This is a genomic window from Roseivirga echinicomitans, from assembly GCF_001592935.1.
In the GTDB taxonomy this organism is placed as follows: Bacteria; Bacteroidota; Bacteroidia; order Cytophagales; family Cyclobacteriaceae; genus Roseivirga; species Roseivirga echinicomitans.
Window position 1 is genome coordinate 39,622 of record NZ_LRDB01000007.1, and the last position, 26,447, is coordinate 66,068.

The 26,447-nt window shown below is 40.0% G+C and carries 27 protein-coding genes; 5 read left to right on the forward strand and 22 right to left on the reverse strand.

Translation table 11 applies throughout. The features are described from left to right. Positions 1–7 precede the first annotated feature (7 nt). A complete protein-coding gene (locus tag AWN68_RS07635) occupies positions 8–382 on the reverse strand; it encodes a hypothetical protein (RefSeq protein WP_068413612.1) in 375 nt (124 codons plus the stop codon). A gap of 105 nt (positions 383–487) precedes the next feature. Beyond that, entirely contained in the window at positions 488–988 is a 501-nt protein-coding gene (locus AWN68_RS07640; protein WP_245657983.1) for a hypothetical protein, read from the reverse strand. Between the two features lie 304 nt (positions 989–1,292). Here AWN68_RS07640 and AWN68_RS07645 point away from each other — a divergent pair, with 304 nt between their 5' ends. Further along, positions 1,293–1,853, forward strand: coding sequence for an acyl-CoA thioesterase (locus AWN68_RS07645; protein WP_068413617.1), 561 nt, complete (start codon positions 1,293–1,295; stop codon positions 1,851–1,853). A gap of 8 nt (positions 1,854–1,861) precedes the next feature. On the opposite strand, the gene AWN68_RS07650 is transcribed toward AWN68_RS07645, so the two are convergent. Genes AWN68_RS07650 through moaA form a run of 5 tightly spaced genes read right to left on the reverse strand, consistent with a single transcriptional unit; the run spans position 1,862 to position 5,909 of the window. Then, on the reverse strand, positions 1,862–2,923 hold the full coding sequence (locus AWN68_RS07650) for a WD40/YVTN/BNR-like repeat-containing protein (protein WP_068413619.1): 1,062 nt from the start codon (positions 2,921–2,923) through the stop codon (positions 1,862–1,864). Continuing rightward, positions 2,923–3,177, reverse strand: a complete 255-nt coding sequence (locus tag AWN68_RS07655) for a MoaD/ThiS family protein (RefSeq protein ID WP_157716126.1) — start codon at positions 3,175–3,177, stop codon at positions 2,923–2,925. The genes AWN68_RS07650 and AWN68_RS07655 overlap by 1 nt, the downstream gene beginning before the upstream one ends. 53 nt (positions 3,178–3,230) lie before the next feature. Then, complete coding sequence (moaC, locus tag AWN68_RS07660) at positions 3,231–3,707, reverse strand: cyclic pyranopterin monophosphate synthase MoaC (RefSeq protein WP_068413624.1); 477 nt, start codon at positions 3,705–3,707, stop codon at positions 3,231–3,233. Positions 3,708–3,710: 3 nt separating this feature from the next. Next, positions 3,711–4,919: a molybdopterin molybdotransferase MoeA gene (locus AWN68_RS07665; RefSeq protein WP_068413627.1), complete on the reverse strand. Its 1,209-nt coding sequence runs from the start codon at positions 4,917–4,919 to the stop codon at positions 3,711–3,713. A 9-nt stretch (positions 4,920–4,928) separates the two neighbouring features. Continuing rightward, positions 4,929–5,909 (reverse strand): GTP 3',8-cyclase MoaA, encoded by a 981-nt coding sequence (gene moaA, locus AWN68_RS07670; protein WP_068413630.1) that lies wholly within the window; start codon positions 5,907–5,909, stop codon positions 4,929–4,931. A 36-nt stretch (positions 5,910–5,945) separates the two neighbouring features. Between moaA and AWN68_RS07675 the strand changes: the two genes are divergently transcribed. Beyond that, on the forward strand, positions 5,946–6,953 hold the full coding sequence (locus tag AWN68_RS07675) for an XdhC family protein (protein ID WP_068413633.1): 1,008 nt from the start codon (positions 5,946–5,948) through the stop codon (positions 6,951–6,953). Positions 6,954–7,057: 104 nt separating this feature from the next. Here the strand turns inward: AWN68_RS07675 and AWN68_RS07680 are convergent, their stop codons facing one another. From AWN68_RS07680 to AWN68_RS07700, 5 genes are all read right to left on the reverse strand, one after another. Beyond that, positions 7,058–7,633 (reverse strand): DJ-1/PfpI family protein, encoded by a 576-nt coding sequence (locus AWN68_RS07680; protein WP_068413636.1) that lies wholly within the window; start codon positions 7,631–7,633, stop codon positions 7,058–7,060. A gap of 174 nt (positions 7,634–7,807) precedes the next feature. After that, on the reverse strand, positions 7,808–8,182 hold the full coding sequence (locus AWN68_RS07685) for a DUF1801 domain-containing protein (protein ID WP_068413639.1): 375 nt from the start codon (positions 8,180–8,182) through the stop codon (positions 7,808–7,810). 59 nt (positions 8,183–8,241) lie between these two features. Beyond that, entirely contained in the window at positions 8,242–8,658 is a 417-nt protein-coding gene (locus AWN68_RS07690) for a hypothetical protein (protein WP_068413641.1), read from the reverse strand. A 46-nt stretch (positions 8,659–8,704) separates the two neighbouring features. After that, entirely contained in the window at positions 8,705–9,673 is a 969-nt protein-coding gene (locus AWN68_RS07695) for an NAD(P)-dependent alcohol dehydrogenase (RefSeq protein WP_068413644.1), read from the reverse strand. A gap of 92 nt (positions 9,674–9,765) precedes the next feature. Next, positions 9,766–10,938, reverse strand: a complete 1,173-nt coding sequence (locus tag AWN68_RS07700; protein ID WP_068413647.1) for a metallophosphoesterase — start codon at positions 10,936–10,938, stop codon at positions 9,766–9,768. Between the two features lie 227 nt (positions 10,939–11,165). On the opposite strand from AWN68_RS07700, the gene AWN68_RS07705 reads away from it, so the two are divergent. Next, entirely contained in the window at positions 11,166–11,975 is an 810-nt protein-coding gene (locus AWN68_RS07705) for a sensor histidine kinase (protein ID WP_221405714.1), read from the forward strand. Then, on the forward strand, positions 11,972–12,673 hold the full coding sequence (locus tag AWN68_RS07710) for a LytR/AlgR family response regulator transcription factor (RefSeq protein ID WP_068413652.1): 702 nt from the start codon (positions 11,972–11,974) through the stop codon (positions 12,671–12,673). The genes AWN68_RS07705 and AWN68_RS07710 overlap by 4 nt, the downstream gene beginning before the upstream one ends. A 43-nt stretch (positions 12,674–12,716) precedes the next feature. Here the strand turns inward: AWN68_RS07710 and AWN68_RS07715 are convergent, their stop codons facing one another. Then, positions 12,717–13,091, reverse strand: coding sequence for a DUF779 domain-containing protein (locus AWN68_RS07715; RefSeq protein ID WP_068413655.1), 375 nt, complete (start codon positions 13,089–13,091; stop codon positions 12,717–12,719). A gap of 70 nt (positions 13,092–13,161) precedes the next feature. Then, positions 13,162–14,661, reverse strand: a complete 1,500-nt coding sequence (locus AWN68_RS07720) for an aldehyde dehydrogenase family protein (RefSeq protein ID WP_068413658.1) — start codon at positions 14,659–14,661, stop codon at positions 13,162–13,164. Between the two features lie 117 nt (positions 14,662–14,778). Here AWN68_RS07720 and AWN68_RS07725 point away from each other — a divergent pair, with 117 nt between their 5' ends. Next, positions 14,779–15,711 carry an AraC family transcriptional regulator gene (locus AWN68_RS07725; protein WP_068413661.1) on the forward strand — a complete coding sequence of 311 codons (933 nt, stop codon included), beginning with the start codon at positions 14,779–14,781 and terminating at the stop codon, positions 15,709–15,711. Between the two features lie 444 nt (positions 15,712–16,155). On the opposite strand, the gene AWN68_RS07730 is transcribed toward AWN68_RS07725, so the two are convergent. The 8 genes from AWN68_RS07730 to AWN68_RS07765 form a co-directional block, all read right to left on the reverse strand. Continuing rightward, positions 16,156–16,668 carry a VOC family protein gene (locus AWN68_RS07730; protein WP_068413664.1) on the reverse strand — a complete coding sequence of 171 codons (513 nt, stop codon included), beginning with the start codon at positions 16,666–16,668 and terminating at the stop codon, positions 16,156–16,158. Between the two features lie 15 nt (positions 16,669–16,683). After that, positions 16,684–17,316 (reverse strand): SDR family oxidoreductase, encoded by a 633-nt coding sequence (locus AWN68_RS07735; protein WP_068413667.1) that lies wholly within the window; start codon positions 17,314–17,316, stop codon positions 16,684–16,686. Positions 17,317–17,546: 230 nt separating this feature from the next. After that, positions 17,547–18,530 carry an NADP-dependent oxidoreductase gene (locus AWN68_RS07740; protein ID WP_068413670.1) on the reverse strand — a complete coding sequence of 328 codons (984 nt, stop codon included), beginning with the start codon at positions 18,528–18,530 and terminating at the stop codon, positions 17,547–17,549. 360 nt (positions 18,531–18,890) lie between these two features. After that, a complete protein-coding gene (locus AWN68_RS07745) occupies positions 18,891–22,340 on the reverse strand; it encodes a DUF3427 domain-containing protein (RefSeq protein ID WP_068413673.1) in 3,450 nt (1,149 codons plus the stop codon). Next, positions 22,333–22,728, reverse strand: a complete 396-nt coding sequence (locus AWN68_RS07750; protein ID WP_068413676.1) for a (deoxy)nucleoside triphosphate pyrophosphohydrolase — start codon at positions 22,726–22,728, stop codon at positions 22,333–22,335. Before AWN68_RS07750 ends, AWN68_RS07745 begins: the two co-directional genes overlap by 8 nt. Positions 22,729–23,035: 307 nt before the next feature. Beyond that, on the reverse strand, positions 23,036–25,048 hold the full coding sequence (locus tag AWN68_RS07755; RefSeq protein WP_068413679.1) for a M13 family metallopeptidase: 2,013 nt from the start codon (positions 25,046–25,048) through the stop codon (positions 23,036–23,038). 188 nt (positions 25,049–25,236) lie between these two features. Continuing rightward, entirely contained in the window at positions 25,237–25,806 is a 570-nt protein-coding gene (locus AWN68_RS07760; protein ID WP_394330275.1) for an REP-associated tyrosine transposase, read from the reverse strand. Positions 25,807–25,868: 62 nt separating this feature from the next. Next, the gene (locus AWN68_RS07765) at positions 25,869–26,396 is read right to left on the reverse strand and encodes an ester cyclase (RefSeq protein WP_068413738.1); all 528 of its coding nucleotides are present in this window, start codon (positions 26,394–26,396) and stop codon (positions 25,869–25,871) included. Between the last annotated feature and the right edge of the window lie 51 nt (positions 26,397–26,447).

The following is a 26,447-nucleotide window of genomic DNA, read 5'->3' on the forward strand; positions in this document are numbered from 1 at the left end:
ACTCAAATTAGATTTTAACAAGCTCTGCTTGAATGCTGTACTTGTCTATGATACGCTGTGTGAACTGCATGCTACCATGGGGAACATAAATTTGAAATTCACCACTTTTCATTTTAGCCAATAGCTCAAGCACTTTCCATTTACTGGCCAATTCACTTGGGTCTACATCTTTCTTAGAGATTTCGAAGTATCCTTTTCCGCCCCATTTCTCAGCAGTAATGTCAGGAATCAATTCAGATTCGTGATTTTGGCCTACGATACTTGCAGGTACTTCATAAGGTTCAATAGTTGCTTTTATGTCTGTAAAACCTCTACGCAAAAGCTTACTAATTACTTCTTCAATTTTCTCATCGTACTTTGAACCTTTAGATTCTGCTGTCATAACTTCATTTTTGGATTAGAAATCCGTTCAATTAAACAATATATTCAAAAAGGCAGGATTGATGTTTGTTGATCGAATCCCACTTTATGTAAATTCTAATAGATTTTAATTTCCCTCCGGTGGGGTAATCATTATATGAGCCCGGTGTGTTCCAGGAAACATCAACCACGGATGGCCAGGGCCATTTGGTCTTAGAGGTAATCCTGTCGAGGCTTGAGTAGCTTGAGGTGTATAGATCACATATCTATAACTTGCTCCTTCAATTTCCTCGGTTTCAGGATTGTATTTGGCATTTTGGCCATAATAGATATGAAGTACAGAGCCGTAGTTAGGCATTTTTAACGTGCCAGCTTCAGCTTCGGCTTCTCTCATTGTGAGTACATCTGCTCTTCCTTTACCTTTGGATTTTAACTCTCGTCCACGGGCCATAAAGGGTTCAGCATCGACTCCGTAACATACTACTTCAAACCCTTCTTGGTTTGGGTCATCTGAGCGAACAATAAAACCGTTTGTTCCTTCACGCAGTGTGATGAACTTTCCGTCATTATCAAACCCATAAACATGAGCACCGTCTCTCACTTCAACAGGAGCAGCTAGTAATGCCATTTTTATTTGATCAGCCTTGTTGTCTTGAGCCTTACAGCCAACACACAGGACTAGGAAAAAACAGAATGGGATAAATTTTAGGAGTTTCATTGGCGCAGATATGCCGCAATATACGAAGAGTATCGCATTTTACAGAATATAATGCCCAATAGAATTAATTAAGAATAAATAAATTGTTATGTTGAAAGGTTTTTTAAAAATAGATAAGCTTCACTTTAGTGCTTCAAACCCTAAAAGCATTAAAATAGATATCGGTCAACTTAAAAAGTTTTGTCATCTTTAGCCTAATCCAGAAACTCTCCATATGAATGAATCAGTTTACCGTTCTGTTAATTATTCCAAAACTCTGATCACTGAATTAATGATACCTTCTTATGCCAATTTTGGTGGTAAAATTCACGGAGGTACTATTCTGTCTTTAATGGATAAAGTGGCTTATGCCTGCTCTGCTAAACACGCTGGAGGCTATTGCGTTACGGCTTCAATGAATGTGGTTGATTTTTTAGCACCCGTTGAGGTAGGTGATCTAGTTCATTTACATGCTTCCGTAAATCACGTAGGCACTTCTTCGGTTACCGTAGGGATAAGGGTAGAGGCGGAGAGTATCATTACTGGAGAAATTAGACATACGAATTCTTCTTACTTTACAATGGTGCGTTTGGATGCGACTTCTAAAAAAGCAATACCAGTTCCGGGCTTGACACTTGAAACCAGAGAAGACATGAGGCGGTTCTTAGAGGCAATGAAACGAAAAGAGCTAGTGCAAGAGTACAAGGCTAACTTCAAAAACACTGTCGACAGTTTAGACCTAGATCACATTGAAGAATTGTTGAAAGATCAGAATTGCCAAATTCAAGGCGCCTAAACCGGATTCTATTCAGAAATAAAAGTCACACACCGTACCGTACTCAAATTCTGACTTATTGTCGTCCAATGCTCGCCTTTGTCTATTGAAGTATAGAGGTTGCCATTGTTTGTGCCGAAGACCAAATCATTACCCTTGATGTCCATTGCATCGCGCAGTATCAAATCAAAGGCTGGTTTTGGAAGTCCATTTTCGAGCGACTCCCAGTTTTGCCCTGCATCTTTTGTGTAATACACTGCTAGCTTTTGTTGATGGGGAATTCTCAAATGATCGCTTTGTGCTGGAATTACCCAAGCCTCTGAATCATTGTCTTCCGCAATGGCCATTGCAAAACCATAAACTGCTTTTCCTCTCTTGTCAGTAACGTCTCGCCATGTTTTCCCTAGGTCCTCGGAGCGGTAGATACCACAGTGGTTCTGTTGCCAAAGCACGTTGGGATTTGTTTTCGATTGGCAAATCGTATGTGGATCGTGGCCAACAACACTTTCTGTATTGGGTAAAAAAAAGGCCTTGAGCCCCGTATTGGTTGGCTGCCAAGTTATTCCGCCATCATAAGTTTGGAAAACGCCCGCACAACTAATGCCCACGATTAAATGGTTTTCATTTTCTGAACTGGAAAGAACGGTATGCAAAAATGGAGAATTACTTCCTTTTCCACCGCCTTGCCAACTGGATCGAGAAGGATGGTTGCTGAGCCCGTTTATTTCATTCCAACTTTCACCTAAGTCGTCAGAGTAGAATAGGGCAGCGGGTTCGGTGCCTATATAGAGACGTTGAATATTGCCAATATTTTGAGATTCAATCGTCCAAATGGATTTGAGCGTAAAGGGGCTTTCTGTAGAGAATTTAGGACTGCTTACTTCAGTAAAGGTTTCGCCCATGTTTGCTGAAACATAAACCTTTGGCCCCCAATGTTTATGGTTGATCGCTACCCACCAGTGTTGGTTCTTATCGGTATGAAAAGCACCAATAGGCATTCCTATAAAGTGAATGTCGGCCAATACCCACTCGTTGTGTTCTGTTTGCTTATAAATAAGCAATCCTTTGTCTGTGCCTACTGCTAATCTCATTATCCTCCCGATATGGCTTGTATAATGTGGATTTGAGCCGATTTCTTCAATTCGGTATGCACCTTAATATCATAAGGTTCATTGTCAATATAGAACTTTACGTGTTCTCTAATCTGACCTTTTTCGTCAACCAAATAGCCTTGTATTCCATGATGTTTTTTCTCGAGTTCCGAAAGAAGTGCTTCAATGCTGTCCGCTTCAATATATTCTTCCTTTAAGTTTGGGAAGAAGGTTTTGAGGGCAGATGTAAACATTACATGAGGCATAAGCTCAAAGCTATTAAAATTTGGAGGAATTAAACCGAGTATTAGGCTTGGCTAAAATCACTTTTTCCACCTGTCTTTTTTATCAAGCGGGTGTTTTGAATTTCGATGTCCTGAGAAAATGCCTTACACATATCATAAACCGTTAAGGCGGCCACCGATGCACCAGTCAAGGCTTCCATTTCAACGCCTGTTTTCCCAAAAGTTCTGGCTTCGCAAGTAATTTCAACCCGAAGATTTTCTAGAAGTTTGATGTCGATTTCAACTTTGCTCAAAGGCAGGTTATGACAAAGTGGAATCAATTCAGAAGTTCTTTTGGCTCCTTGAATGCCGGCAATAATGGCCGTTTGAAAAACAGGGCCTTTCAAAGTTTTGATTTCACCTTCAGCAATATGGGCCTTCATTTCTTCTGGAAGTTGGACAATGCTTTGGGCAATGGCGGTGCGTTTGGTTTCGGCCTTGTCACCAACATCTACCATGGTGGGCTTGTTCTGATCTATATGGGTGAATTCTTTGCTCATGATTTAAAACAGATTTCTAAAAGGTACAAAATCATAGACTTCCCCTGCTTTGAAAACCGACTTTTCAGCAGGAAGAATTACGAAACCATCGGCCACAGCAAGATTAGCAAAATCTCCCGATCCATGCCCGATAAAGGGGGAGGCCATTAGTGTTCCATTTTCGTCAAAAGCAATGGCGCATTCTAAAAAGTAGGTGAGTGGCCGTGGGAAACTGACCTCTTTGTCAAGTTTTACTTTGATGGTTTTCGGTTCAATCTTTAGCGAAGTATTTACCCAGGCTTGAATATACACCGAGGCACACATAAAGGAAGAAACTGGATTGCCTGGCAAAGCGAAAATGGTACTTCCATTGGTTGCAGTACCAAACCAAAAGGGCTTTCCTGGCCGTTGATTTACTTTGTGAAAATGCTTCTGAACACCGAGCTCATCTAAAATTTCAGGGAGGTAGTCAAACTTGCCTTTCGACACTCCTCCAGTTAACACAATGCATTGATATGTCTCGATTAACGCTGCCAAACCTTCTTTCATCAAAGCCTTGTTGTCATTCATGTGATGCATGGAGGTTTCTACTCCATATTGATTGAGCAAGGCCTGGATTCCGTAGTTCCCTGACCTTCTGATTTGGTGTGCTTCAGGCGTGGTTTCAATGGGTACTAATTCATCGCCATTGGTGATTATCACAGCTTTGGGAGGTATAAGCACAGAAAGCTCGGCCTTTCCAATGGCCGCAGCAATATTCATTTCAGGAGCGCCCAGCTTAATTCCTTTTTTAAGAAGGGTATCACCTAATTGTTTATCCATTCCCTTAAAATGGACGTTCTGTTGAGCCTGAACCGTTTCAATATTAACGGTTGCAGTATCATCCACAATCGTTAAATCTTCATAGCGGATCACCGTATCCATGCCAATGGGCATCATGGCGCCAGTCATAATCTGTACACATTTAGCCACATTCTTGACTGTGTATTGTGGTGTGCCTGCCGGAATAGTTTTTTCGATTTTAAAGCTGCGCTGCCCTTTTTCAAACTCGGAAAATGCAATGGTGATTCCGTCCATTGTCACCCGGTCAAAAGGAGGGAAGGGACGATCGGCTTTGAGGTCTTCGTTTAAAATTAGACCTACACAGTCCTTCAATTCTCTTTTTTCAACCAAGGGAATAAAAGGGTGGCTTGTAACTATATTAAGTGCTTCTGTAAACTGAATGAATTCCATAAGGTGATTTTATCCGCCAATGGTGGCCATTGATTCAAAAGGATTTGATGATTTTTGTTGGGCTTCAAAGCCGTCTTTTGCTCTGTTATTGAATAGCGTTCGGAACTGATTTCTAATTTCTTCGTCCGTAGCACCAGCCCGCATAAAGTCTCTAAAACTGAAGCTGCCACCATCGTAAAGGCAGGTTTTTAGTTCACCTTTTGGCGTTAACCTTATTCTGTCGCAGGAATGGCAAATGGTACGTGTATAGGCTGGAATGATTCCGAAACTTCCTTTGGCATTCGGTAATTGATAATTTAGCGAAGTAGAACTTTCTGGGTCAGGAAGTTTTTCAACATTAGGGTAATGGCCTTGAATATGCGCGAGAATTTGTCGGGCATTCCATGTGATTGGTGTGAACTTCTTGCCACCCCCGTTGAAAGGCATTTCTTCAATAAAACGAACGCTGACTTTATGCTGTAAAGTAAGTTCGCACATGGGAATGATATCTTCAATATTATGCTCTTCCATTACCACCATATTGATTTTGGTCGTAATTCCCGAGTCCATCAGCGCATGAAACGAATCCATTACCTGATCAAATTCATCCCTTCTGGTGATTTTCAAAAAACGCTCCCTATCCAAGCAGTCAAGGCTAAGGTTGATCGCATCAATCCCAATGGCTTTGAGTTTGGGTAAATGCTCAATCAAGCTGGTTCCGTTGGTGGTAATATTGACGGAATTAATGCCGTCAATGGTGCTGATGTTTTCAATCAACTCCATAATATTCTTCCGTACGAAAGGTTCACCCCCTGTAATTCTCACCTTATTGATACCCATTTCTGCCAGAATACGCGTCAGCCTTTCCATTTCTTCAAAAGAAAGAATTTGGCTCCGATGGCTGAAATTCAATCCATCTTCGGGCATACAATAAAAGCAGCGCAGGTTGCACCTATCGGTTACTCCCAATCTCAAATATCTGAGTTGTCTACCGTGATTATCGTAAAGCAAGTGTATCTTCGTTTTTAGGGTGAATAATGTGCAGTAATGATTGATATAGTTTCAAGTATACGCAAATTAAACAGAGAAGGGCAAACTCTTGCTATTGCTACGGTAATCAATACATGGAAAAGTTCGCCAAGACCCATAGGTTCTGCATTGATCATTTCTGAAAATGGAGAAATGACGGGCTCTGTGAGCGGTGGATGTGTGGAAGGTGCTGTAGTGAAAAAGGCAGTCGAAATTATTAAAAGTGGAAAAGCAGAAGTAGTTCATTTTGGCATTACCGATGATGACGCTTGGGAAGTAGGGTTGAGCTGTGGAGGGGCGTTGGATGTCTTTGTACAGCCATTTTATCCAGAAGCCATCTGGACTACTATGGATGAGCTTTTAAATCAAGATGAAGGCTTTATGCTCTTGTCTACTTTGGAAGATAATCCTCAATATTCTATCATAAAAGCCAATGGAAAAACCACTGGAGCAACATTTGAGAAATCACTTTTGCCTGAATTAGAGCAAGCCTTCCATGAAGGGGACAGCAAAGTACTAAGCTCAGGAAATCATTTTGTGCAGGTGTTTCCGAAAAAGCCTGTCATGCTGCTAGTCGGTTCTGCACATATTACCGTAGAGCTGACGGAGCTGGCGCATATGTTTGGTTTCGAAACCATTTTAATTGACCCAAGGGCTACTTTTGCCAGCAAAACCCAATACAGAGTAAAACCTCAAACCATCCATGTAGAATGGCCTCAGGAAGTGTTGCCTCACTTGAAATTGGATAAGGATACTTATGCCGTAATTCTCTCTCACGACCCCAAAATAGATGACGAGGCTTTGAAGATTCTGCTAAAATCTGAGGTGGCCTATATTGGTGCTTTAGGTAGCCGGAAAACACATGCTAAGCGGGTGGAGAGGTTAAAGGAATATGGGTTTAGTTCTGAAGAAATTAACAGTATTCATGCCCCAATAGGAATCGATATTGGTTCCAAATTACCTAGAGAAATTGCTTTAAGCGTAATGGCAGAGGTAATTAAAGTGAAGAATGGAGGAGGTAAATAATGAGGTTGCTCTTTTGAGTTCTCAAAAAAATAATGTCCAATAACAGCTTGGCTAAGCCATTATCGGACATTTGATGTATAGTTGATTCCTACTTTGAAACCAGCTTATATTTCGATTTTAGCGCCCATTACTTTTAGGAATTCTCTGATAAAGCTTGGGTGTGCAGGCCAGGCTGGAGAGGTAACTAGATTTCCATCTACAAAAACACCGTCTGCAGGAATGGATTGAAACTCTCCTCCCGCTAAAGTCACTTCAGGACCAACAGCTGGGTAAGCGGTGAGTTTTCTTCCTTTGACAACATCGGCAGCGGTTAAAATCTGGATGCCGTGGCAAATTGCCGCAACAGGTTTGTTATTAGCGAAAAAGTACTTTGTGATTTCTATAATTCTCTTATTCAATCTCAAATACTCAGGTGCTCTACCGCCAGCGATTACTAAGCCTTGGTAGTCCTCAACATTCACCTCATCAAAGCTATAGTTCAAAGCGAAATTGTGTCCAGGCTTTTCAGTATAGGTTTGATCTCCTTCAAAATCGTGGATGGCTGTTTTAACGATATCTCCTTTTTTCTTATCGGGACAAACAGTATGCACTTCGTAGCCTACCATTTCAAGCATCTGAAAAGGGACCATTGTTTCGTAATCTTCTGTGAAGTCTCCGGTGAGGAATAATATTTTTTTCATTGTCTTAAATTTTAGATGATAAAAATTGTCTTCTATTCATTTCATACGTGCTGAACGCAAGAAAGAATAAAGTATCTCTAAAATTTAAGTAAATAATGTGTGGTTTTCGAAGTGTGCTATTTATCAAATTGTTATGATTTCAAAGTTGAAAGAATTGAAAGATCGATTTAGGACTTATTTGGTCTTGATGATTCCTTTTCTATATAAATCCAATGCACTCTGAAGAAGCATTTCTATGGTGTCTTTAGGTAAATCTGCATTGGGGTTTACCCTGAAGATTTTCATCCTAGACCGTGTGCCGGTTTCCAGTTTTGGGTGATCTAATAGTTTCCCTTCTACAAAGAGAATATAGGGCTCGTCCGTTTTTTTATCGGTCCATAAATAGCAGAACATTTTCTTTTTGAAGCAGAAACAAGGCATTCCGTACTTTTTTGTTTCTGTAACGTCATCGCCCAGGTTGAGAATGAGACTTCGCAAAGCCAATAAACAGCTTTTGTTCGGCTCTTCTTTATTCAGGTAGTATTCGTCAAAATTATCGAGCACGGTCATTTGAATTTAATTATAAACTGGACTTGCAAGGCTTCAGAGTTTATCATTTTCTTGATTTTTTAATTCTTCTTTTTCTCTAAGGCCATTCTTAAGCAGAGTATGGCAAGCATAAGTGTTACAACAGAGAATGACTTTTCGAAGTTTGTTTCAGCCACAATGTTTCCGACCGTGTTCAACACAAATATTACGGACAATATCCAAATAAAAATGTGGGCGGCCTTTTTAAACCGAGGCTTATTTAGTCTTTCAGTATGGATAAGTACTACGATAATAGATAAAAATGTAATGAGAAAGGAAATGAACTCGAAGCCCAAAAGTTGGTTCTTTGTTTCCATTCTTCCACCCCATAAATACTCAATGGGTGCGTAGTCGAAAAGAACGATACCAATGATAATGGCGAGATGAAAAAGAGCCAGCAGGCTGAATATTACCAGACTTAGTTTTGTGGCTGTTTTGAAGCTAATTAGGTTCTTCATTTTTTAAAGTAAAAGCTTTTTTGGTTAGCGTAAGTGGTTTACGATTTTAGCTTAATTTATCACCGCCATCTTGCCAAACCATGACCACTTTTCCTTTGGTGTGCATGGCTTCAATATAGCCTATGGCCTCAGGAGTTTCATGGTACATATAAGTCCTCTCGATATGTGGCCTAATGCTTCCCGTTTGAATTAGAGAAGCTAATTTCTCTAGATCTATTGGGTTTGGGCTAGCTGTAAATTGGCCTAGGTTGAATTTACTAAATGCTGAACTCAAAAGAAGTGAGATCATATGTTTCATACTGGTAAAACCCACAACTACTCCTCTTTGCCCTAATCGTTTATAGTCTTTGTGTGTGAGGTTGCCGTGTGTATCTACAACTAAGTCGTATTTGCCTTTATACTGATGAATATCCACCTGATCATATGCTATGACTTCATCAGCACCTAATGACTTCACGAATTCGACACTTTTACTTGAGCAAACTGCTGTTACTTTAGCGCCATTAGCTTTAGCAATTTGTACTGCAAAATGGCCAACGCCACCAGAAGAACCATTGATTAAAACCGATTCTCCCGCTTTAAGTTGACCATGCGTAATAAGGGCTTGCAAAGCCGTTAATCCCGCTATTGGCACGGCAGCCATTTCAGGAAAGCCAATTTCCTTGGGCATTTTTGCACAAAAAGCATCGGATACACAAATGTATTCGGCAAATGCACCTCCTAGTGTTTTCTCTCCAAATACATGGTCACCGACCTTAAAACGACTTACATTACTGCCCACTTCTTCTACAATACCAGAAAAGTCAGCACCCAACACTTTATCTTTTGGTTTTAGCAGTCCGAATGTGAATCGTGCAAAAAATGGCTTTCCCCGTAAGATATGCCAATCGGCAGGGTTAGCAGAATTCGCTAAAACGCGGACTAGAATATGACCCTCTTTAATCGTTGGCTTTTCAATTTCCTCTAATTGAAGAACTTCGGGGCCACCGTATTTGAGTTTTGTAAATGCTTTCATTTAAATCACTTGACCAGAGTTAAGGGTTTTTTATTCACCCAATAATTTGAGACCAATCTAGTAAGTTTATGATTTGATTGAAAGTGGAAGGCTTATAAGCCTTCCTTTTCACCATTGTCAAATACTCGGTAATACTGATTGCCCTCTATAAGTAATCCTTCAGAGTCTTTACCAGGCCAGTTTTTATGGTAATCTTTGGAGTGTTTCACATCAATCCCAATGACTTTTCCATTATAGAAACTTTTTACTTTCGACTGAAGCGTATGGCCAACGACAATGGCTTTGGCATTGAATTGAGTCAATGGTTTTTCGACTTCTTCTTGCGTTAAATCATCTTTGAAGTAACCACGGTACCAGCAAACCCCTGTTTTTGTAGAGAGCAAAAGGTCAGTTTTAGTTTTGTTGGCTTTCGGGTAAGGGGCGGTATAGTAATTGGACCTCAGCAAGTCATTGATTTCATCTAAAGACATGTCGAGGTTGGCGATGTCTGGGTGCAAGCCGCCATGCGCAAAGAGGTTCCCGTTAATCGATTCGATCACATTTTTACTGGCCATCCATTTCCCCAAAACGGAATTTGAATCATATAAATTGGCTTGTGTTTTCCCTAACATAGCCGCCACATAGGTGTATTTAAGTTCTGTGGCCTCATAGTCGCCATGCATGTTTTTTAACTCATGGTTACCTATAATGAAATGCACATTGCCACCCTGTTTTTCAGCGTCTTGCTCTAGTTTATAGATGAACCAAAGTAACTGCGTGGTAGAGAAACCTCTGTCTACAAAATCGCCTACCAATACCAAATGTCCTTTCCCAAATGTCCAGTTGAGATTATGGTCGATGACCTTGTTGTTGATGAGGAAGTCGCGAAAGGTTTTGTAGCCACTCTCTAGATCTGAGACAGCCAGAATGGGATTGCCATCGTTATAAGTGCTTTTTGGGGTTGCAAAATCGGCCGTGACCGTGAAATTGAATGTTGTAGCGTCCAATGCGAAAAAGGAACGGACAGGGATTGCTTCAGCGGTTGAGTAATCGGCTTGGTCTAGATAAAAACCATCGTTTTTATTTCCTTTTATGTATTTAACATTCAGGGTACTATCGTTTTTATAAAAAACATAAGGGCCTTCACCATCAAAAGACATGCTCAATGGATTATGGCCAAAACTAGCACTTGCGCCATGGTATAAGCCAAATGCAATGGCGAGGAGTGCGAGTACTAGAAAGGTGAGGGATAAGTGCTTTAAATAGCGGAAAATTCTTTTTTTCATCTTGGTAAGTTTTAATAGATATTGAGTTTTTGATCGGTGAATATCTATTGAAGATGTGTGACACTTAAATTTATGTGATCAGTGTCGTGGATTTGGGGATGTAATGTTCTGTGGTTGATACATAGGTGTTATTTGTGCTTCGTTGGTTGTATGCCCCTGAAAAATGAATGTTCATCACATTTTAGCGCGGTTTTCTTTTAACCTGCTTATTTTTCAAAATGATTTCAATGCTGAAACGGAATAACTGGCTCTTAGCTAAAATTATAATCTTCATTACGGTGGCCATTCCTTTGGGAATCACGGCCTACGAATTGACAATAGGTGGGAAGGAGTCGGTAATTTTTCTGGGTGATTACCCACCTGCTTTGAGCCTTATTGTGATCATTTACTACGCCATTCTGCTCGTGGCTGGAATCATTTGGATCATCATGCAGGTGAAATCTGTATTGAAGTTGAAGCATGAAAACACAAAAAACGAGTTACTCCATTTGCAAAGTCAGGTAAATCCACACTTCTTTTTTAACATGTTGAACAACCTCTATGGCATGGTGGACAAAGACATCGATAAATCTAAACAGCTGATTCTAAAACTGTCCGATTTAATGCGTTACAGCATTTATGAAGGGGAAAAGCGTTTGGTGTCACTCAAGGAGGAAGTAGCTTATTTAAAGAACTATATTGAACTTCATAAAATGCGTTATCATAAAAGCATTGACATACAATTCAATACCAATATTGATGACGAAGAGACCAAAGTAATGCCTTTAATCTTCATTATTTTATTAGAGAATGCGTTCAAACACGGAGTGGAAAACCTCAGAGAGAATGCCTTTATCAAGATTAAGTTAAACTCGAATAGGGACGTGATTGATTTTGAAATAGAGAATAATTTTGATGCTGCCGAACTTCCGGAGCAAAGTGGAATTGGTTTGAAAAACCTAAAACGCAGACTCGAATTGGCTTATGTTAAAAAGCATGAGCTCATATTTACCAATGAAAACTCGGTTTTCAAGGCACAACTGCAATTGCGAAAATGATTAAATACCTGATCATAGACGATGAGCACATGGCCCATGAAATTATCAAGGGGTATTGTGACATGCTGCCGAATATGGAGTTGGTCAAACATTGCTATGATGCTTTAGAAGCCCTCGATTGCATGAGGGAAAATACAGTGGACTTAATTTTTCTGGATTTGAATATGCCCAAATTGAAGGGCTTCGAATTTCTAAAAACGCTTACCCATCCACCCAAAGTGATTGTTACGACTGCTTATAAGGAATATGCGCTGGAAGGTTATGAGTTAGAAATTGCTGATTACCTATTAAAGCCTTTTGGTTTTGAACGCTTTTTAAAGGCCGTAAACAAAGCTACTCAGGTGAAAGCAAGTGCTCCTCCAATCACTCCGCGAGCAGAAAACACGCAACCCGAACATATCTTTCTTTATAGTGACAAAAAGCATGTTCAAGTGAAGGTAGCAGACGTGCTCTATATTGAAGCCGCAGGAAATTATGTCAAGGTCGTTTTAAGAGATAACACCTTATTTGTTAGAGAGAAGATCTCAGATTTATTAGTGCGACTTGCTTCCTCCGATTTTATCCAAGTGCATAAATCCTTTGTTGTCGCTAAAACACATATTGTTAGTGTTGAAGGCAACAGAATTCAAGTAGCAGGCCATACTGTCCCTATTGGCAAACTTTACCGCGCGAATGTGCTGGAGTTGTTAAAGGAGTAGGGGGAGCGCCTTTGTTGGTGTTGTCACCAACAAGCTGTCATGGTTATTCGCCAACCGAAGAGTTATTCAATACAGCATTTTCTTCATCGCTGAATAATCTCGATTGAATAATGAAACGGAAACCCATGGGGATTTCCAAGGAGAAACTTGAGCCTCTGCCTTCAGTAATGTCAACAGTGAGGTGGGTGTGCTTCCAATAGTCAAATTGGTCTTTGTTCATGTAGTAATTTACGCCAGCGATTTGACCTAATAGCACGTCACTATCATCTAGATACATGTCTTCTTTTTCGAAGATCATGGGTGAAGAACCATCGCAACAACCTCCGCTTTGATGAAAAATAAGTTCACCGTGTTTTTCTTGAAGCTGCTTTACAAGTGCTGCGGCTTTTTCTGTTATGGCTACTCTTTCTAGTTTCATAATGTTCAATTTAGCTAATAAAAAGGCAAGCCAAATTTGGCTTGCCCTAGATTATAATGTTGAGGATCTACTAAAAGAAGCCCAATTTATTCTTGTCGTAAGAAATCAACATGTTCTTAGTTTGACGATAGTAATTCATCATCATTAGATGGTTCTCTCTACCGAAACCTGATTTTTTATACCCACCAAAAGGTGCGTGTGCAGGGTATGCATGGTAACAATTCACCCAAACTCTACCCGCTTTAATTGCTCTTGGAATTTGATACAATTGATGTGCATCTCTTGTCCAAACGCCAGCGCCTAAACCATAGAGCGTATCGTTTGCGATTTCCAATGCTTCGGCTTCATCTTTGAATTTGGTAACACAAACCACAGGGCCAAAGATCTCCTCTTGGAATACCCTCATTTTATTGTGGCCTTCCAAAATGGTAGGTTGTACGTAGAATCCGTTACCAAGTTCTCCATCCAATTTACAAGCTTCACCGCCAGTCAATACCTTGGCGCCTTCTTCTTTTCCAATTTTGATATAAGATAAAATTTTCTCGAATTGGTCGTTGGAGGCCTGAGCACCCACCATACAAGCAGTATTATACGGGTTTGATTGTACAATCGCTTCGGTTCTGGCGATTACACGCTCCATGAATTTATCGTAAATGTCTTCTTGCACCAATAACCTTGAAGGGCAGGTACAAACTTCTCCTTGGTTGAAGGCAAACAATACAGCTCCTTCAATGGCTTTGTCTAGGAATGCATCATCTTCATCCATTACACTATTAAAGAAAATATTAGGCGACTTGCCACCCAACTCCATGGTCACAGGATTGAGGTTTTTAGAAGCATACTGCATTATGAGCTGTCCCGTAGTGGTTTCGCCAGTAAAAGCTACTTTGTCCACTTCTGAGCTAGATGCCAAGGGCTTTCCTGCTTCTGGACCAAAACCGTGAATTACATTTACTACACCAGGAGGGAATACCTCGGCAATTTTCTCCATTAATAGCGTAGCCGTAGAGGGTGTTTGTTCTGCAGGTTTTAATACCACGCAGTTACCGGCAGCGAGTGCAGGAGGAAGTTTCCAAGACAACATTAGGAGTGGGAAATTCCAAGGAATAATTTGCGCTACAACGCCCAGCGGCTCCTTGATATTCATTGAAAGCGTATTTTCGTCTAACTCCGTAGCCGAACCTTCTTCTGCTCTAATTACTGCTGCGAAATATCTCCAATGATCAACAGCCAAGGGGACATCAGCATTTAGAGTTTCTCTGATGGGCTTGCCGTTATCGCAAGTTTCTACCAGTGCAAACTCTTCAAGGTTGGCTTCAATAATATCGGCTACTTTGTTGAGTAATGCTGCCCTAGCGGCTGCTGAGGTATTGCCCCATGTCTCTTTGGCTGCATTGGCCGCGGCTACCGCGTTTTCTACATCGGCTTGCTTAGACCGCGGGTACTTTGCTATTAGGGAGTTGTCGACAGGGGAGGTGTTGTCGAAATATTCGCCATCGACTGGGGCAACGAACTTGCCGTTAATGAAATTCCCATATTTTTCCTTAAATTTTGGTTTACTGTAACTCATATTGTTTTTCTTTAGATTTATAACACTGTTTAGAAACCCAAGCTCGTTTAAAACAATAAACTCTGATAAGACGATAGTCTTAGATAATGAAATGAAAATCTGATTCTACCTTAAACCATGGAAAGACTACTCCAAAAGCATAAGCGGGAAAGAAAATTGACCACTCTGGTTGAGAACTATACGGTATATAATTCGGCCTATTCAGAACTTAATATTTTTGAAACCCACCAAGCGGCTGAAAAGGTTAGTTTAACATTTGATTACCCTGTTTTGGCCAGTATGCTTACGGGTAAGAAGGTAATGCACCTTGAAGATATGACGTCCTTCGATTTTTTTCCAGGCGAATCTGTCGTGATTCCGAGTGGTAAAAAGATGCTGATCGATTTTCCTGAAGCTACGAGGAAAACACCTACCCAATGTTTGGCACTTACTATTGATCCGAGCAAAATAAATGAAGTGGTAGATTCATTTAATGAAATGACAATTATTGATTTGCAGGAGAATGGCAACTGGAATCTGACAGAAAATTCATTTCATTTAGATAACCATAAGGGAATCCAACAGTTGGTAGATAGGTTGGTGTATACATTTACTGAAGATCATACTTCCAAGGATATCTTTATTGATGGCATTATCAAAGAGTTGATTATTAGGTTACTGCAATCAAAAGCCAGGAACTCCTTGTTAGAAAGCACTGAAAACTTCTTGAGCGACCATCGAATTGCCTATGCGATTGGTTATATCAAGGCGCATCTTACGGAGAACATTTCTATTGATAAATTGGTGGATAAAGCTTGTATGAGCAAGTCCCATTTTTTCAAGATTTTCAAAAACACATTGGGCATATCCCCCATAGATTATATTACCTGTGAACGCATTAAGCTTTCTAAGAAGCTTATAAAAAGTACGAATCATCAAATTTCTGAAATAGCCTACCTATCAGGCTTTAATAACCCCAGTTACTTCACTAAGAAATTTAAAGAATATGAATTAATCACCCCCGGTGAGTTTAAACACATTCTCTCTACAAAATCTAGAATTATACATTAGAGAATAAACCGAAAGGTGGCTTGTTTTACCTTTGTTGGTGTTGTCACCAACAAATCTATATCCTCACCCTTTCGGCCTTTGTAGGTGTTGTCACCAACAAACTGTTAAGGTTATTCAAACTGTCATAGTTATTTTTCAACCGAAAAGTTATCCAAACAACTCCGTATAGTATTTTAGGAGTTTGAAAAGCACATTCTGAACCAGAAATCTAGAATTATACATTAGAGAATAAACCGAAAGGTGGCTTGTTGGTGACAACACCAACAAGGGCAAAAATGTATAGATAGATTTTTATACGACCCCGATGGGGTCGCACCTTATTTTTCATACTTTGAGTTATAAAGGTTTAATCCCTCCGGGATTTGTTTCATGGGCTAAGCCTTTTCTTTAAGCCGAAAGGGCCTGTTGGTAGCACCAATAACAGGGGCGAGTATTTAACCGCTTTTACTCCGAATAAGCGCCAGAAGAATAGGTTAACTCATAACTGTGCGTATAGATTTCAAACACAATTCCGAATGGATCTTCTACATAACACATTTTGAAAGGTTTGTCCTTTGGGTAGTATTCCCTGATGGGCATTCTCTGCTTACCACCGTGGGCCAAAATCTTATCAATAAGCTCCTCAATATTGGGATCTTGCACACAGAAATGGAAAAGCCCCGTATTGAAAGGGTTAAACGCTGGCGCTTCTTTAACTCCGTGAGGGAAAGAGAACAGTTCAATTCCAATTCCATCTGAGGTGGCTAAATGCGCAATTTCAAACTCTTCCCAATCATCGCCAAAAACGTCAATGCACATTTGACCAATGGCGGTTTCCTTTTCTTTCTTCACTTTAGACGGCTTCATTATGATATACCAACCCATCACTTCTGAATAGAATTCGACTGCTTTATGAATGTCTGGCACCGTAATGCCTATGTGCGAGAATGACCTCGGGTAGTTATCCTGTTTCTTCATGGTTTTAAATTAATATTAATGCACTGCTTTTTCAACAGGCGTTTCACCGGCTAAAATTTCGAAAGTCTGGTTTTGTTTTACACCGTCTTCCAATACTTCCACCAAGGTTTTGGCCACATCGGCCCTTGAAATACTTCCCTGCTTGTCTAATTTTTCTTTGAGCTGAATTTTGCCTGTTCCGTCTTTATCAGTGAGGCCACCCGGCCGTACAATGCTATACTCCAAACCGCTATTAAGTAGATGATTGTCCGCATTTTGCTTCGCTTTCAAATACTCTTCAAGGTCATCACTTACCGAAGGATTATCTGCGCCCATGGAGCTGAGCATTACAAACTTTCCGACTCCTGCTTTTTTAGCGGCATCTGTTAAGTTTTTGGCTCCCTCTTGGTCTACCGCAATTACCTTTTTGCCTTTGGAACCCGCAGCGAAAATTACTTTATCCACTCCAGTTACCGCATGGCTCAAATCTTTTTCCAGATCGGCCAGCACTGCTGCTACTCCATCTTTCTCAAAAGCTTCTTTTTGCGCTTCTTTTCTAACCATTGCGATGGGCCGATAGCGGTCCGATGCTTGGAGTAATTCAACAATAATTTTACCTGTTGTGCCGTTTGCTCCGGCTATTAATATGTTTTGTTTTTTGTCAGTCATGTGATTTTTACTTTAGAGATTAATAATCTGCCTTTGTTGGTGTTGTCACCAACAAACTGTTAAGATTATTCAAACTGTCATAGTTGTTTTTCAATCGAAAAATCATCCAAACAGCCCCATAGAGTTTTATAAATTTGAAAAGCATATTCTGAACCAGAAATCTTGAATTATACATTAGAGAATAGAGAGAAAGGAGGCTTGTTGGTGACAACACCAACAAGGGCAAGCGCTTAGGACATGCTTATAATCACCTTTCCCTTGGCTCTTCCTGTGGCCAGGTATAAGTAGGCTTCAATGCCTTCAGCGAAAGGATAGACTTTGTCGATGATCGGTTTGATTCTACCTTCTTTCACCATCACAGAAATTTCATCGAGTTGCTCCCCATTGGGCTGCATCCAAGTCAGTTTGTAATTGGCCGACTTTTCTTTGATCAAACGAGCGAGGTTTTCTGGTAATTCGTAGCCTTTTATGCCCATCATGGCGGCAGTTTCCTCATCTGGAACCCCCGCAATGCTGGTTACTTTGCCACCTTCTTTGATCACCTGAAAGGCATCTAGCGTATAGTCGCCACCCAGTGTGTCGAAGACGAGGTCGAGGTCTGAAACGATGGATTTATAGTCTTCCTTTTTATAGTCGATTACACGGTCGGCACCGAGTGATTTTACCCAGTGGACGTTTTTGGTGCTGGTGGTTGTGTATACATAGGCGCCTTTGGCCTTGGCATACTGTATGGCAAAACTGCCCACGCCACCTGAGCCTGCATGAATAAGGATGCGGTCATTTTTATTCAAACCCACACGTTCTAAGGCTTGTATGGAAGTAAGTCCGATTAAGGGCAAACTGGCGGCTTCTTCGAAAGAAATGTTTTCTGGTTTTTTGGAAACCACAGTACTTTCAACAGCGACAAACTCCGCTACTGTACCCATCTGTTGTTGGGGCACTCGGGCATATACTGCATCACCCACTTCAAAGCCAGTGACCTCTGTGCCTTTCTCTACAATGATGCCACTGACATCAAAGCCAGTGGAACTGGGTAAATCCAAGGGAACCATGTCTTTCAAACCTCCGCTCACCAGTTTGTAATCAATAGGGTTGAGGGAGGCTGCTTTGGTTTGAATAAGAATACTGGTAGCGTTGCTACTTGGTTTTGCGGTTTCGTTGATGGCCAAACCGTCTTTCAATTCACCGTATTTTATAATTTGTAATGCTTTCATAATTGATTTTATATTGAATTTTACGCAGATGTGCTGGCCTCAAGCTGCCGATTACTTCCTTGTACAAATGATCTTGAATTGACCTGACAATATCTAGATTTCAGGCCTTTTGAAAGGGAGCTTGATCCAATCATCTAGCTTCTCCTACAACACAAAAGCATCAGATATGTTCCCGAAAATTCTAATAGCATTAGACGGGGAGGGGCTTATGTTTGGAAGTGGGGTGTTGTGCTTTGGGTGAAAGTGGAGGAGGGGTGTTTTAAGGAAGAATAAACCAAAATGCGGCTTGTTGGTGACAACACCAACAAGGGCGAAAGTTTCAATATAAATTAGAGGTATCTATATTTTCACTAAGTGGTACTAATCTTTGGTATCCATTAAAACTTTCACAAACTCACCTACAACTCTCATTTCTGCAGCGTTTTCTGCAGTGATGATTATGTTTTGGTACGAGCTGTCAAATGAGTTTGGTCTTAACACAACTGAAGTGTGACCCCATGATTCTTCTGAAACAGACTTTTCACTTGAGTAGGTTTTGATGGTAAAAGCAGAGTTGAAATCTGGATCCTGAATATCAATGTTTTCTACCAACACAATTTTACCATTTCTGCTACCACCAGTGTATGGTTTGAACAAGCAAATAGAACCGTGCGGGATGACTCTATTCATTGATTCACCAATGATTTTACAAGCGAAATAATCGTTGCTTGAACTGTTTTCTGGACCTTCAATGAGAGTAAAATCCTTCTCTGATTGTAATTCGCTAAATGTGCCTGCAGCAGCATAAAAGTCATACAATGGAATTGGGTTTCTCAGTTCTTCTTCAAAACTCAAAGATTGCTGAATCGGAATGACTTTGGCTGTTTTTGCTGGCTTAACAGTCTTGATCGCTGACTTCTCATGTAAATAATTGAACATGATAGATGTCACAGGATTAGCTAAGTTGAATCGAATTTTCACCACCGAAAGCTGCTTCCCTTTGTCGTTAGGCATGGTGGTTTGCTCCACTTTATTCAATTCAGGACTTACCTCGCCCATGTAGTAGAAATCCATTCCTTCATCATTATTCTTTTTAATAAACAACGGAAGGCGAATAGGGCCCTTTTGACCTAAAATAGATTGAACATCATTGCTGCTCAACGACCTGTTGGACTTCGACATCCAATCAAATTCTTTATTGTTTACAAACTCATCTTCATACTTTGTCGATTCCGAAATATGCTCTTCTTTGTGATAGTTCACAAAAATTGGACAATGTTCATTATCAGGACTTACGAGATATCCTCCTACGTTCTGGGCAACGGGATTTTCCGCCACATTCAATATTCTGAACACATCTTTCCGCGAATACTTTCTGTAAAGCACAAATCCATTTTGCCATTTGTCTGCGTCAAACAATCTGTTAAACTCGTAAATTGAGTAAGCTGCTGAATCGACCAGAAAGCGCTTGAATTCAGTTTGGTTTAAGTGCGCAGAAAACGCGTTCGAAAAGACAAAATTTCCGTTTACAATGCTTAGAATATCTAAGTCATAGATCTCTTTAGCAGGGAGCATTTTGCCGTCTTTCTTTTCGCGAACAAACTCAAAATTCAAGTTAGAAACGCAAGATTTTATGGTCTCTTCAGAAATGGAATATCCATGATTTTTAAGCACTTGTTCTTTCAATTCTTTCACGGAAAGCTTACTTGATTCGATCAGTGTTTTGAGGATTAGACTTTCTTCAAGTCGTTTTGAGTTGTTTATTTCTTTAGCAAACAACTCCAGTAATTTCATCTGTTGTTTTGATAATGCTATGTTTTCTGCTTTCTCAACTTTTACGATAAAGTTGTAATAGGAATTAGCGTAATCCACGAATAAGAAAGGATCGCGAGAACCATGCTCAATAAAATCCATCATCATTGGAGTTCTACCCAGCTTGAATTTCAAAAGGTTGTAATCCTTTTTCAAGTCAGCATACAACTGCATGTTAGCAGTGTCAATGGATTGGAAGATTCTCTCTTTGGTGATTTCATCAAAATTGATGGTAGAAGCTCCCGGAATCATTCTGCTGCCTTCCGTTATCAATTTCCTCAAAGAGTCTTTGTTGTAAGATGTATCGCCATACAATGCGATAGGAATGAGGTAATTGTTTTCATAGTTTCCGATGAAATCAATAACCGTCAAGTACCCTTTCCCATCCACTTTTCTTAATCCTCTACCCAATTGTTGAATGAATATAATCGCTGAATCTGTTGGGCGAAGCATGATGATCTGATTGATTTTTGGAATATCAATCCCTTCATTGAAAATGTCTACAGTGAAGATGTAATCGAGTTTTGCGCTCAGATTATCGGTCTCTATTTTTTCAATCGCTCTGGCTCTTTCTTCTTCAGAACTATCGCCTGTCAAGGCAATCGTTTTAAATCCTTTTGAATTGAATAATTCGGATAATTCAACGGCTTCGTTCTTTCTGGAGCAGAAGATCAAACCTCTTGTAATTCCATTATCGCTGCCATAGAATTTGACTTGCTCAATAATGCGTTCAACGCGTTCACTCGAAACTAAATATCTAAAATCCGATTTTCTATCGACTTCGGTGTCGTCAATTGATAAATCAGTAATGCCATAATAATGAAACGAACTAAGCATTTCCTCTTCCATTGCTCTGTTTAATCGGATTTCATAAGCAATGTTATGGTCGAAGAGTTGAAATATGTCATTGCCATCAGTTCGCTCAGGTGTGGCGGTCATTCCGAGTAGAAATTTTGGTTCAAAGTGCTCAATCAAACGCAAATATGAATCAGCTCCAGACCGATGCGTTTCATCAATTATGATGTAATCAAAATGATCTTTCTTGAAGTTGTCTAAGTGGTTTGCTTTTGAAATGGTTTGAATAGTGGAAAACACAAAGTCACAATCCAAATTTTGCTCACTTCCAGAATACAAACCCATGGTTTTATCGTTCCCAAAAACACTTTTAAATGTGTTTAGTGAGTCTTTCGCAATGGTCAACCGATGAACTACGAAAAGCAATTTTTTCGAGTTAAAAGCTTTCGCATCGAATGCTGATAAATAGGTTTTTCCAGTTCCTGTTGCCGAAATGATGAGCGCTTTGTTTTTTCCCTCAGCCCGCAAGTTTTTAAGATTTTCCAATGCTTCTTTTTGCATTGAATTCGGGGTGATCTGCGCTTGAGTTTCAGTTAAGCTTTCAAGCTTGTTTTTTCGATTTAGAAGAAATTGACTCTGATAGATTTTTTCATAAGTCAAAATATATTCTGCCGTTACATTCTCTCCTTTTTTAAAATCAGATCGAAATTCATTCAGTATTTTTTCAACGAGACCACTTTCATCTAACGCGGATACTTTAATATTCCACTCCTTGTTTGTGGACAAGGCATTTGCAGTTAAATTACTACTGCCAACAATTAGGTTATAGTGTTCCTTACTTTTAAAGATGTATCCTTTGGTATGAGCGTTTCCTGTTGTAGCAATTCTTAGGTCTATATTTGTAAACTGGACTAACCTTTTTAGAGCTTCGGGTTGGGTGAAGTTCAAGTACTGAGAAACTAATATCTCGCCTTTTATCCCTCGATCTTCTAATTCCTTCAATTTGTTGATTATCGTAGCAACTCCACTTGTAGTTACAAATGCTACGGATATAAAAAACTGATTACAATTTTCAAGCTCATGAAGAATAGTTGAAAGCACCTTTTTCGGTGGATTCTTTTGGTTCACGAGTAACTCTGGTTGGTAATCGAGATTAGATAAAATGGACTTGTCTACATACCCAGTCTGTAAACTCTTATTGAAACTTAGAATCATGTCATCCATTAGAAACAAGTTTATCGACTATTGGAATATCGGCAGCAGCCCAATCTAGTACTGTAAGTTCGTTAATCGTTAGCCATTTTTGATCAATGTGTTCATGAAGGGTGAGTTCTTTCGATTCAACTTCACACGTAAAACTGTGCATCGTTAATTCGAAATCTGGGTATTGATGTACAACCGTTAGGTAAAAGGATTTGATTTTTGTTGAAAGGTTCAGTTCTTCCAATAGTTCGCGGTGCAAAGCTTCTTCTTTGGTTTCGCCTTCTTCAATTTTCCCTCCGGGAAATTCAAATTTCTCTGAAATGTAATTGAATTTGTTTTTTGGTCTCTGAACACATAGAACCTGATCTTGACAAAATATCACACCTGCAACAACTTCAACCTTTTTCATTAATGGCTTCTATTTTTCACTCAATCTAATAGTTTTTAATTTGATTGAGCGCACCTATAATATAATTGGATATGGATTTTAATAGATTTTCTAAAATTGGGCGGTGATTATGTTAGGAGGGAGATAATAAAGAAGGCCATGAATTATTCATCCATGGCCTTCAACTAGTTTCTGCCTTTGTTGGTGACAACACCAACAAGGGCATCTTATGAGGTCTTTAAAAGTTAGAGGGCCGTAAGCTTATTGCTCACGGCCCTCTACTCGATTAGCCTATTCTTTTAGTGCTGAGCACTCGGTCACTCAGTTTTTACCAAATCTTGATTCTTTCTTCTACAGATTTGTAATTGGCATCACCCGGCTGAACATCAAATGCTTCGTAAAAAGGAGTGAAGTTCATTAAAGGACCGTTTACACGCCACATTGGTGGTGAATGGGAATTCGTTTTCACATAGTTGCGTAAATACTCGTCTCGGGTTTTTACACGCCAAATACGGGCAATGGACATAAAGAAACGTTGGTCGGGCGTATATCCGCCAATCTTTACTGTGTCTTGTCCTTGCTTGGTTAACTTAAAGGCTTCATAAGCAATGGAGATCCCGCCATTATCTGCTGTATTTTCCCCAACAGATGATTCGCCTATTAAATGCAAACTGTCCAAAACAGTATAAGAGCTGTATCGATCAATGATCTGCTGCGTTTTTGCTTGGAATTTTTTGTAGTCTTCATCCGTCCACCAGTTTTTTACATTTCCATCTTTATCAAACTGAGCACCTTGATCGTCAAAGGCATGGGTCAATTCGTGGCCGATCACCATTCCAATACCACCATAATTAATGGCGTCATCGGCTTGTAAATCGAAGTAAGGAAATTGTAGAATTCCTGCTGGAAACACAATCTCATTCTGAGAAGGGTTGTAGTAGGCGGTTACTGTAGATGGCGTTGTGCCCCATTCAAATTTGTTAGGGGCTTTGTTCAACTTATCTAAACCATACTGATAATCGTTTTTTCTTAACGCCACTACATTTTCAAAGTACTTATCCTTATCTATGTTTACATTTCCGTAGTCTCTCCAAACATCTGGGTAGCCTACCTTCTTGGTAATCGCGTATAATTTCTCCTTTGCTTGAACCTTTGTGACATCACTCATCCAGTCCAGTTGATTGATTCTAGTTTCAAAGGCTTTTTGCAGATTGTTGACCAAATCGGCCACCCTAGTTTTCGCCTCTTCATTGAAATATCGTGCTACGTATAATTGCCCCAGCGCAAAACCGAGCTGTCTGTCCACCTTATTTACCATGATTTGAGCACGCGGCTGTTTCACGGCTTGCCCAGAGATGATTTTTGAGTATTCGAAGGCAGCCGTTTCAAAAGGCTCACTTAAGATTTCGGCATAATTGGTCAATACATTGGCTTTTAAATAGGTCTTCCAATCGGCTAAAGGAACGGAAGGAAGCATAGTATTCAGTTTCGCATAGTAGGCAGGTTGACCCACATCGACAGAATCGGCTTCTGCCCCTAAATCACTTAACAATTTGGACCAGCCAATATTGGGTTGATTTTTATTAAGATTGGCTACGGCCAGTTTGTTGTAATTGGCTTTGACATCTCTACGTTCGATACGCGTTTTATGCGCTTCCGCCAATTGTTTTTCAATGCCATAGGCAGCTGCAGTACTTTGAGCTGCATTCTCATTTCCTATTAATTCAAACAACTTGGTCAAGTACGTTTGATAGGCCTTTTGGATTTCAAGAGTAGATTCATCTGTTTTAAAATAATAATCACGATCGGGCAAGCCAAGACCAGTTTGACCAAAGTGCAACATGTTGACGCTGCTGTTTTGATCGTCTGGAGAAACCCCCATACTGATCAATGAACCATTTCCTGACTTGAACTCATTGGCCACAAATTGCATCATTGCTGGAATAGAGTTGATGGCGTTGATTTGATCCAACAAAGGCCGAATGGGTTCAAAACCACGTTCGTTGATCAGCGCGGTATTCATTCCTGAATTGTAAAAGTCGCCTACCATTTGATCAGCGCTGCCTTTTTCATGGGTTCCACTGGAAACTTCTACCAAAATGTTTTCTAAAAGTACCTTCTGAGGAATATTTAAGAAGCTATAAGAACCAACGCCTGATTGGTCGTCTGCGATTACTGCGTTATCGTACCAGGTTTTGTTTACGTGGAGGAAAAAATTGTCTCCCGGTTTTATGCTTTCATCGATCCCATCGAAATCGAATTTATTGGCCTCTGCCACTTTTTCCTTGTCGCAGGAAACAAAGGTAAACAGGGCTAACGTGAAGTAAATTAGTTTTTTCATAAGTCTATTGTGGTTTCTAATGAGGCTAAACACCATAGCGTTTACCCTCATTTAATTGATCATTCAATCTAATCGTTTTAATTTGATTGGAAGAACCTACTGTGTAAATGAGAGATGTGGTGTCTGCACCTCTGCCTTTGTTGGTGTTGTCACCAACAAAATGTCATAGCTATTCGCCAACCGAAAAGCTATTCAAAAAGCTCCATATAGTGTTTCAGGAATTTGAATTCGCTGTTGTCTTCCTCATAGAATGCGGCTGATGAATAATGATACTGGACAAAGTCATCAGCTAACATCCATTTACCCTTCACCGGATTTGCATGAATATAGTCTAACTTCTGCTCAATTGTCTTCCGGCTCAACAAGTCAATAGACAAGGGGTTTCGCTGCCAGATCTGATATTTTCGATCTTTGAGATTAACCTCAAATTGTGGGAGTAAATCGCTGTTGGTATCTTGAAGCCCAAAGCGAATCTGTTGGCTGGTATATTTGAGAAAATCTCTTTGTACATCTTCCCTTTTATGATTTTCATTGATCTGCCAAATCAAATGGATATGATTGGGCATGATGACGAGCCCATAAACCTTACATCGATTGTTGATGGTTAGAAAGCTGAGCGAATCTATAATGATTTGCTTGTAACGGTCATTGTGCAACACGGGTATCCATTTAAGGACAGTGGTCGTGAAGAATTGCAAACATGAGATAATTTTACAAATCCCTAAAGAATAAACTAAAAGGAGGCTTGTTGGTGACAACACCAACAAGGGCGAACATTCTCGGTCAGCCTCTTGTCATCAACAAGGTCCAAGCTGGGAAGTTATGATTGAGTTTTGCTTATTATTTCTTCCATGCGCTGAGCGGTTTCAATGCCATGAATAGGCAAACCTTCAGGGCTTAGCAAACCAATTTGGACGAGCACACTTGCTTGATCCCAATAGATATGTTCATGAGTAACTTTTCCGTCTTCAAACCCAACGATTACCACCAAAGGGATTTCAACACGCTTTCCAGTAGGGGGGATGTTGGGTAGCATCCACCCGACTTCAGTAGTATGTGTGAACTTGAAAATTATTTCATCGACCAATTGATTTTGGTCAATTGTCTGAGATACAGGAACCATTTCAAGGTCTGGTGGAAAGAACTTATCAAACGGAATGAGACTGCTGTAAAAACTCTTTACGCCTTCATAGCCGATCCCGCCTATTAAAGTAGGTATATTATTCAGATGAGGGTTGGGTGTCATTGTGGAAAGTGTAGTATCTAAATCACCTTCTATTTCAGCATTAATATGGGCCTGAAACTGCTTTGTAATTTCAATTTGCTCAAGTGTAAGTTCTTTTTTCATTTTTTCCGATTTCTTTTTCTGGATCAAGTTAGTCAGCTTGATAGAGTTTAA

Bases quoted from the DNA above. Each gene is read 5' to 3' on its own strand.
- AWN68_RS07635 (WP_068413612.1), bottom strand. From the start codon at position 382: ATGACAGCAGAATCTAAAGGTTCAAAGTACGATGAGAAAATTGAAGAA.
- AWN68_RS07640 (WP_245657983.1), bottom strand. From the start codon at position 988: ATGGCATTACTAGCTGCTCCTGTTGAAGTGAGAGACGGTGCTCATGTT.
- AWN68_RS07645 (WP_068413617.1), top strand. From the start codon at position 1,293: ATGAATGAATCAGTTTACCGTTCTGTTAATTATTCCAAAACTCTGATC.
- AWN68_RS07650 (WP_068413619.1), bottom strand. From the start codon at position 2,923: ATGAGATTAGCAGTAGGCACAGACAAAGGATTGCTTATTTATAAGCAA.
- AWN68_RS07655 (WP_157716126.1), bottom strand. From the start codon at position 3,177: ATGTTTACATCTGCCCTCAAAACCTTCTTCCCAAACTTAAAGGAAGAA.
- moaC (WP_068413624.1), bottom strand. From the start codon at position 3,707: ATGAGCAAAGAATTCACCCATATAGATCAGAACAAGCCCACCATGGTA.
- AWN68_RS07665 (WP_068413627.1), bottom strand. From the start codon at position 4,919: ATGGAATTCATTCAGTTTACAGAAGCACTTAATATAGTTACAAGCCAC.
- AWN68_RS07675 (WP_068413633.1), top strand. From the start codon at position 5,946: ATGATTGATATAGTTTCAAGTATACGCAAATTAAACAGAGAAGGGCAA.
- AWN68_RS07680 (WP_068413636.1), bottom strand. From the start codon at position 7,633: ATGAAAAAAATATTATTCCTCACCGGAGACTTCACAGAAGATTACGAA.
- AWN68_RS07685 (WP_068413639.1), bottom strand. From the start codon at position 8,182: ATGACCGTGCTCGATAATTTTGACGAATACTACCTGAATAAAGAAGAG.
- AWN68_RS07690 (WP_068413641.1), bottom strand. From the start codon at position 8,658: ATGAAGAACCTAATTAGCTTCAAAACAGCCACAAAACTAAGTCTGGTA.
- AWN68_RS07695 (WP_068413644.1), bottom strand. From the start codon at position 9,673: ATGAAAGCATTTACAAAACTCAAATACGGTGGCCCCGAAGTTCTTCAA.
- AWN68_RS07700 (WP_068413647.1), bottom strand. From the start codon at position 10,938: ATGAAAAAAAGAATTTTCCGCTATTTAAAGCACTTATCCCTCACCTTT.
- AWN68_RS07705 (WP_221405714.1), top strand. From the start codon at position 11,166: ATGCTGAAACGGAATAACTGGCTCTTAGCTAAAATTATAATCTTCATT.
- AWN68_RS07710 (WP_068413652.1), top strand. From the start codon at position 11,972: ATGATTAAATACCTGATCATAGACGATGAGCACATGGCCCATGAAATT.
- AWN68_RS07715 (WP_068413655.1), bottom strand. From the start codon at position 13,091: ATGAAACTAGAAAGAGTAGCCATAACAGAAAAAGCCGCAGCACTTGTA.
- AWN68_RS07720 (WP_068413658.1), bottom strand. From the start codon at position 14,661: ATGAGTTACAGTAAACCAAAATTTAAGGAAAAATATGGGAATTTCATT.
- AWN68_RS07725 (WP_068413661.1), top strand. From the start codon at position 14,779: ATGGAAAGACTACTCCAAAAGCATAAGCGGGAAAGAAAATTGACCACT.
- AWN68_RS07730 (WP_068413664.1), bottom strand. From the start codon at position 16,668: ATGAAGAAACAGGATAACTACCCGAGGTCATTCTCGCACATAGGCATT.
- AWN68_RS07735 (WP_068413667.1), bottom strand. From the start codon at position 17,316: ATGACTGACAAAAAACAAAACATATTAATAGCCGGAGCAAACGGCACA.
- AWN68_RS07740 (WP_068413670.1), bottom strand. From the start codon at position 18,530: ATGAAAGCATTACAAATTATAAAATACGGTGAATTGAAAGACGGTTTG.
- AWN68_RS07745 (WP_068413673.1), bottom strand. From the start codon at position 22,340: ATGGATGACATGATTCTAAGTTTCAATAAGAGTTTACAGACTGGGTAT.
- AWN68_RS07750 (WP_068413676.1), bottom strand. From the start codon at position 22,728: ATGAAAAAGGTTGAAGTTGTTGCAGGTGTGATATTTTGTCAAGATCAG.
- AWN68_RS07755 (WP_068413679.1), bottom strand. From the start codon at position 25,048: ATGAAAAAACTAATTTACTTCACGTTAGCCCTGTTTACCTTTGTTTCC.
- AWN68_RS07765 (WP_068413738.1), bottom strand. From the start codon at position 26,396: ATGAAAAAAGAACTTACACTTGAGCAAATTGAAATTACAAAGCAGTTT.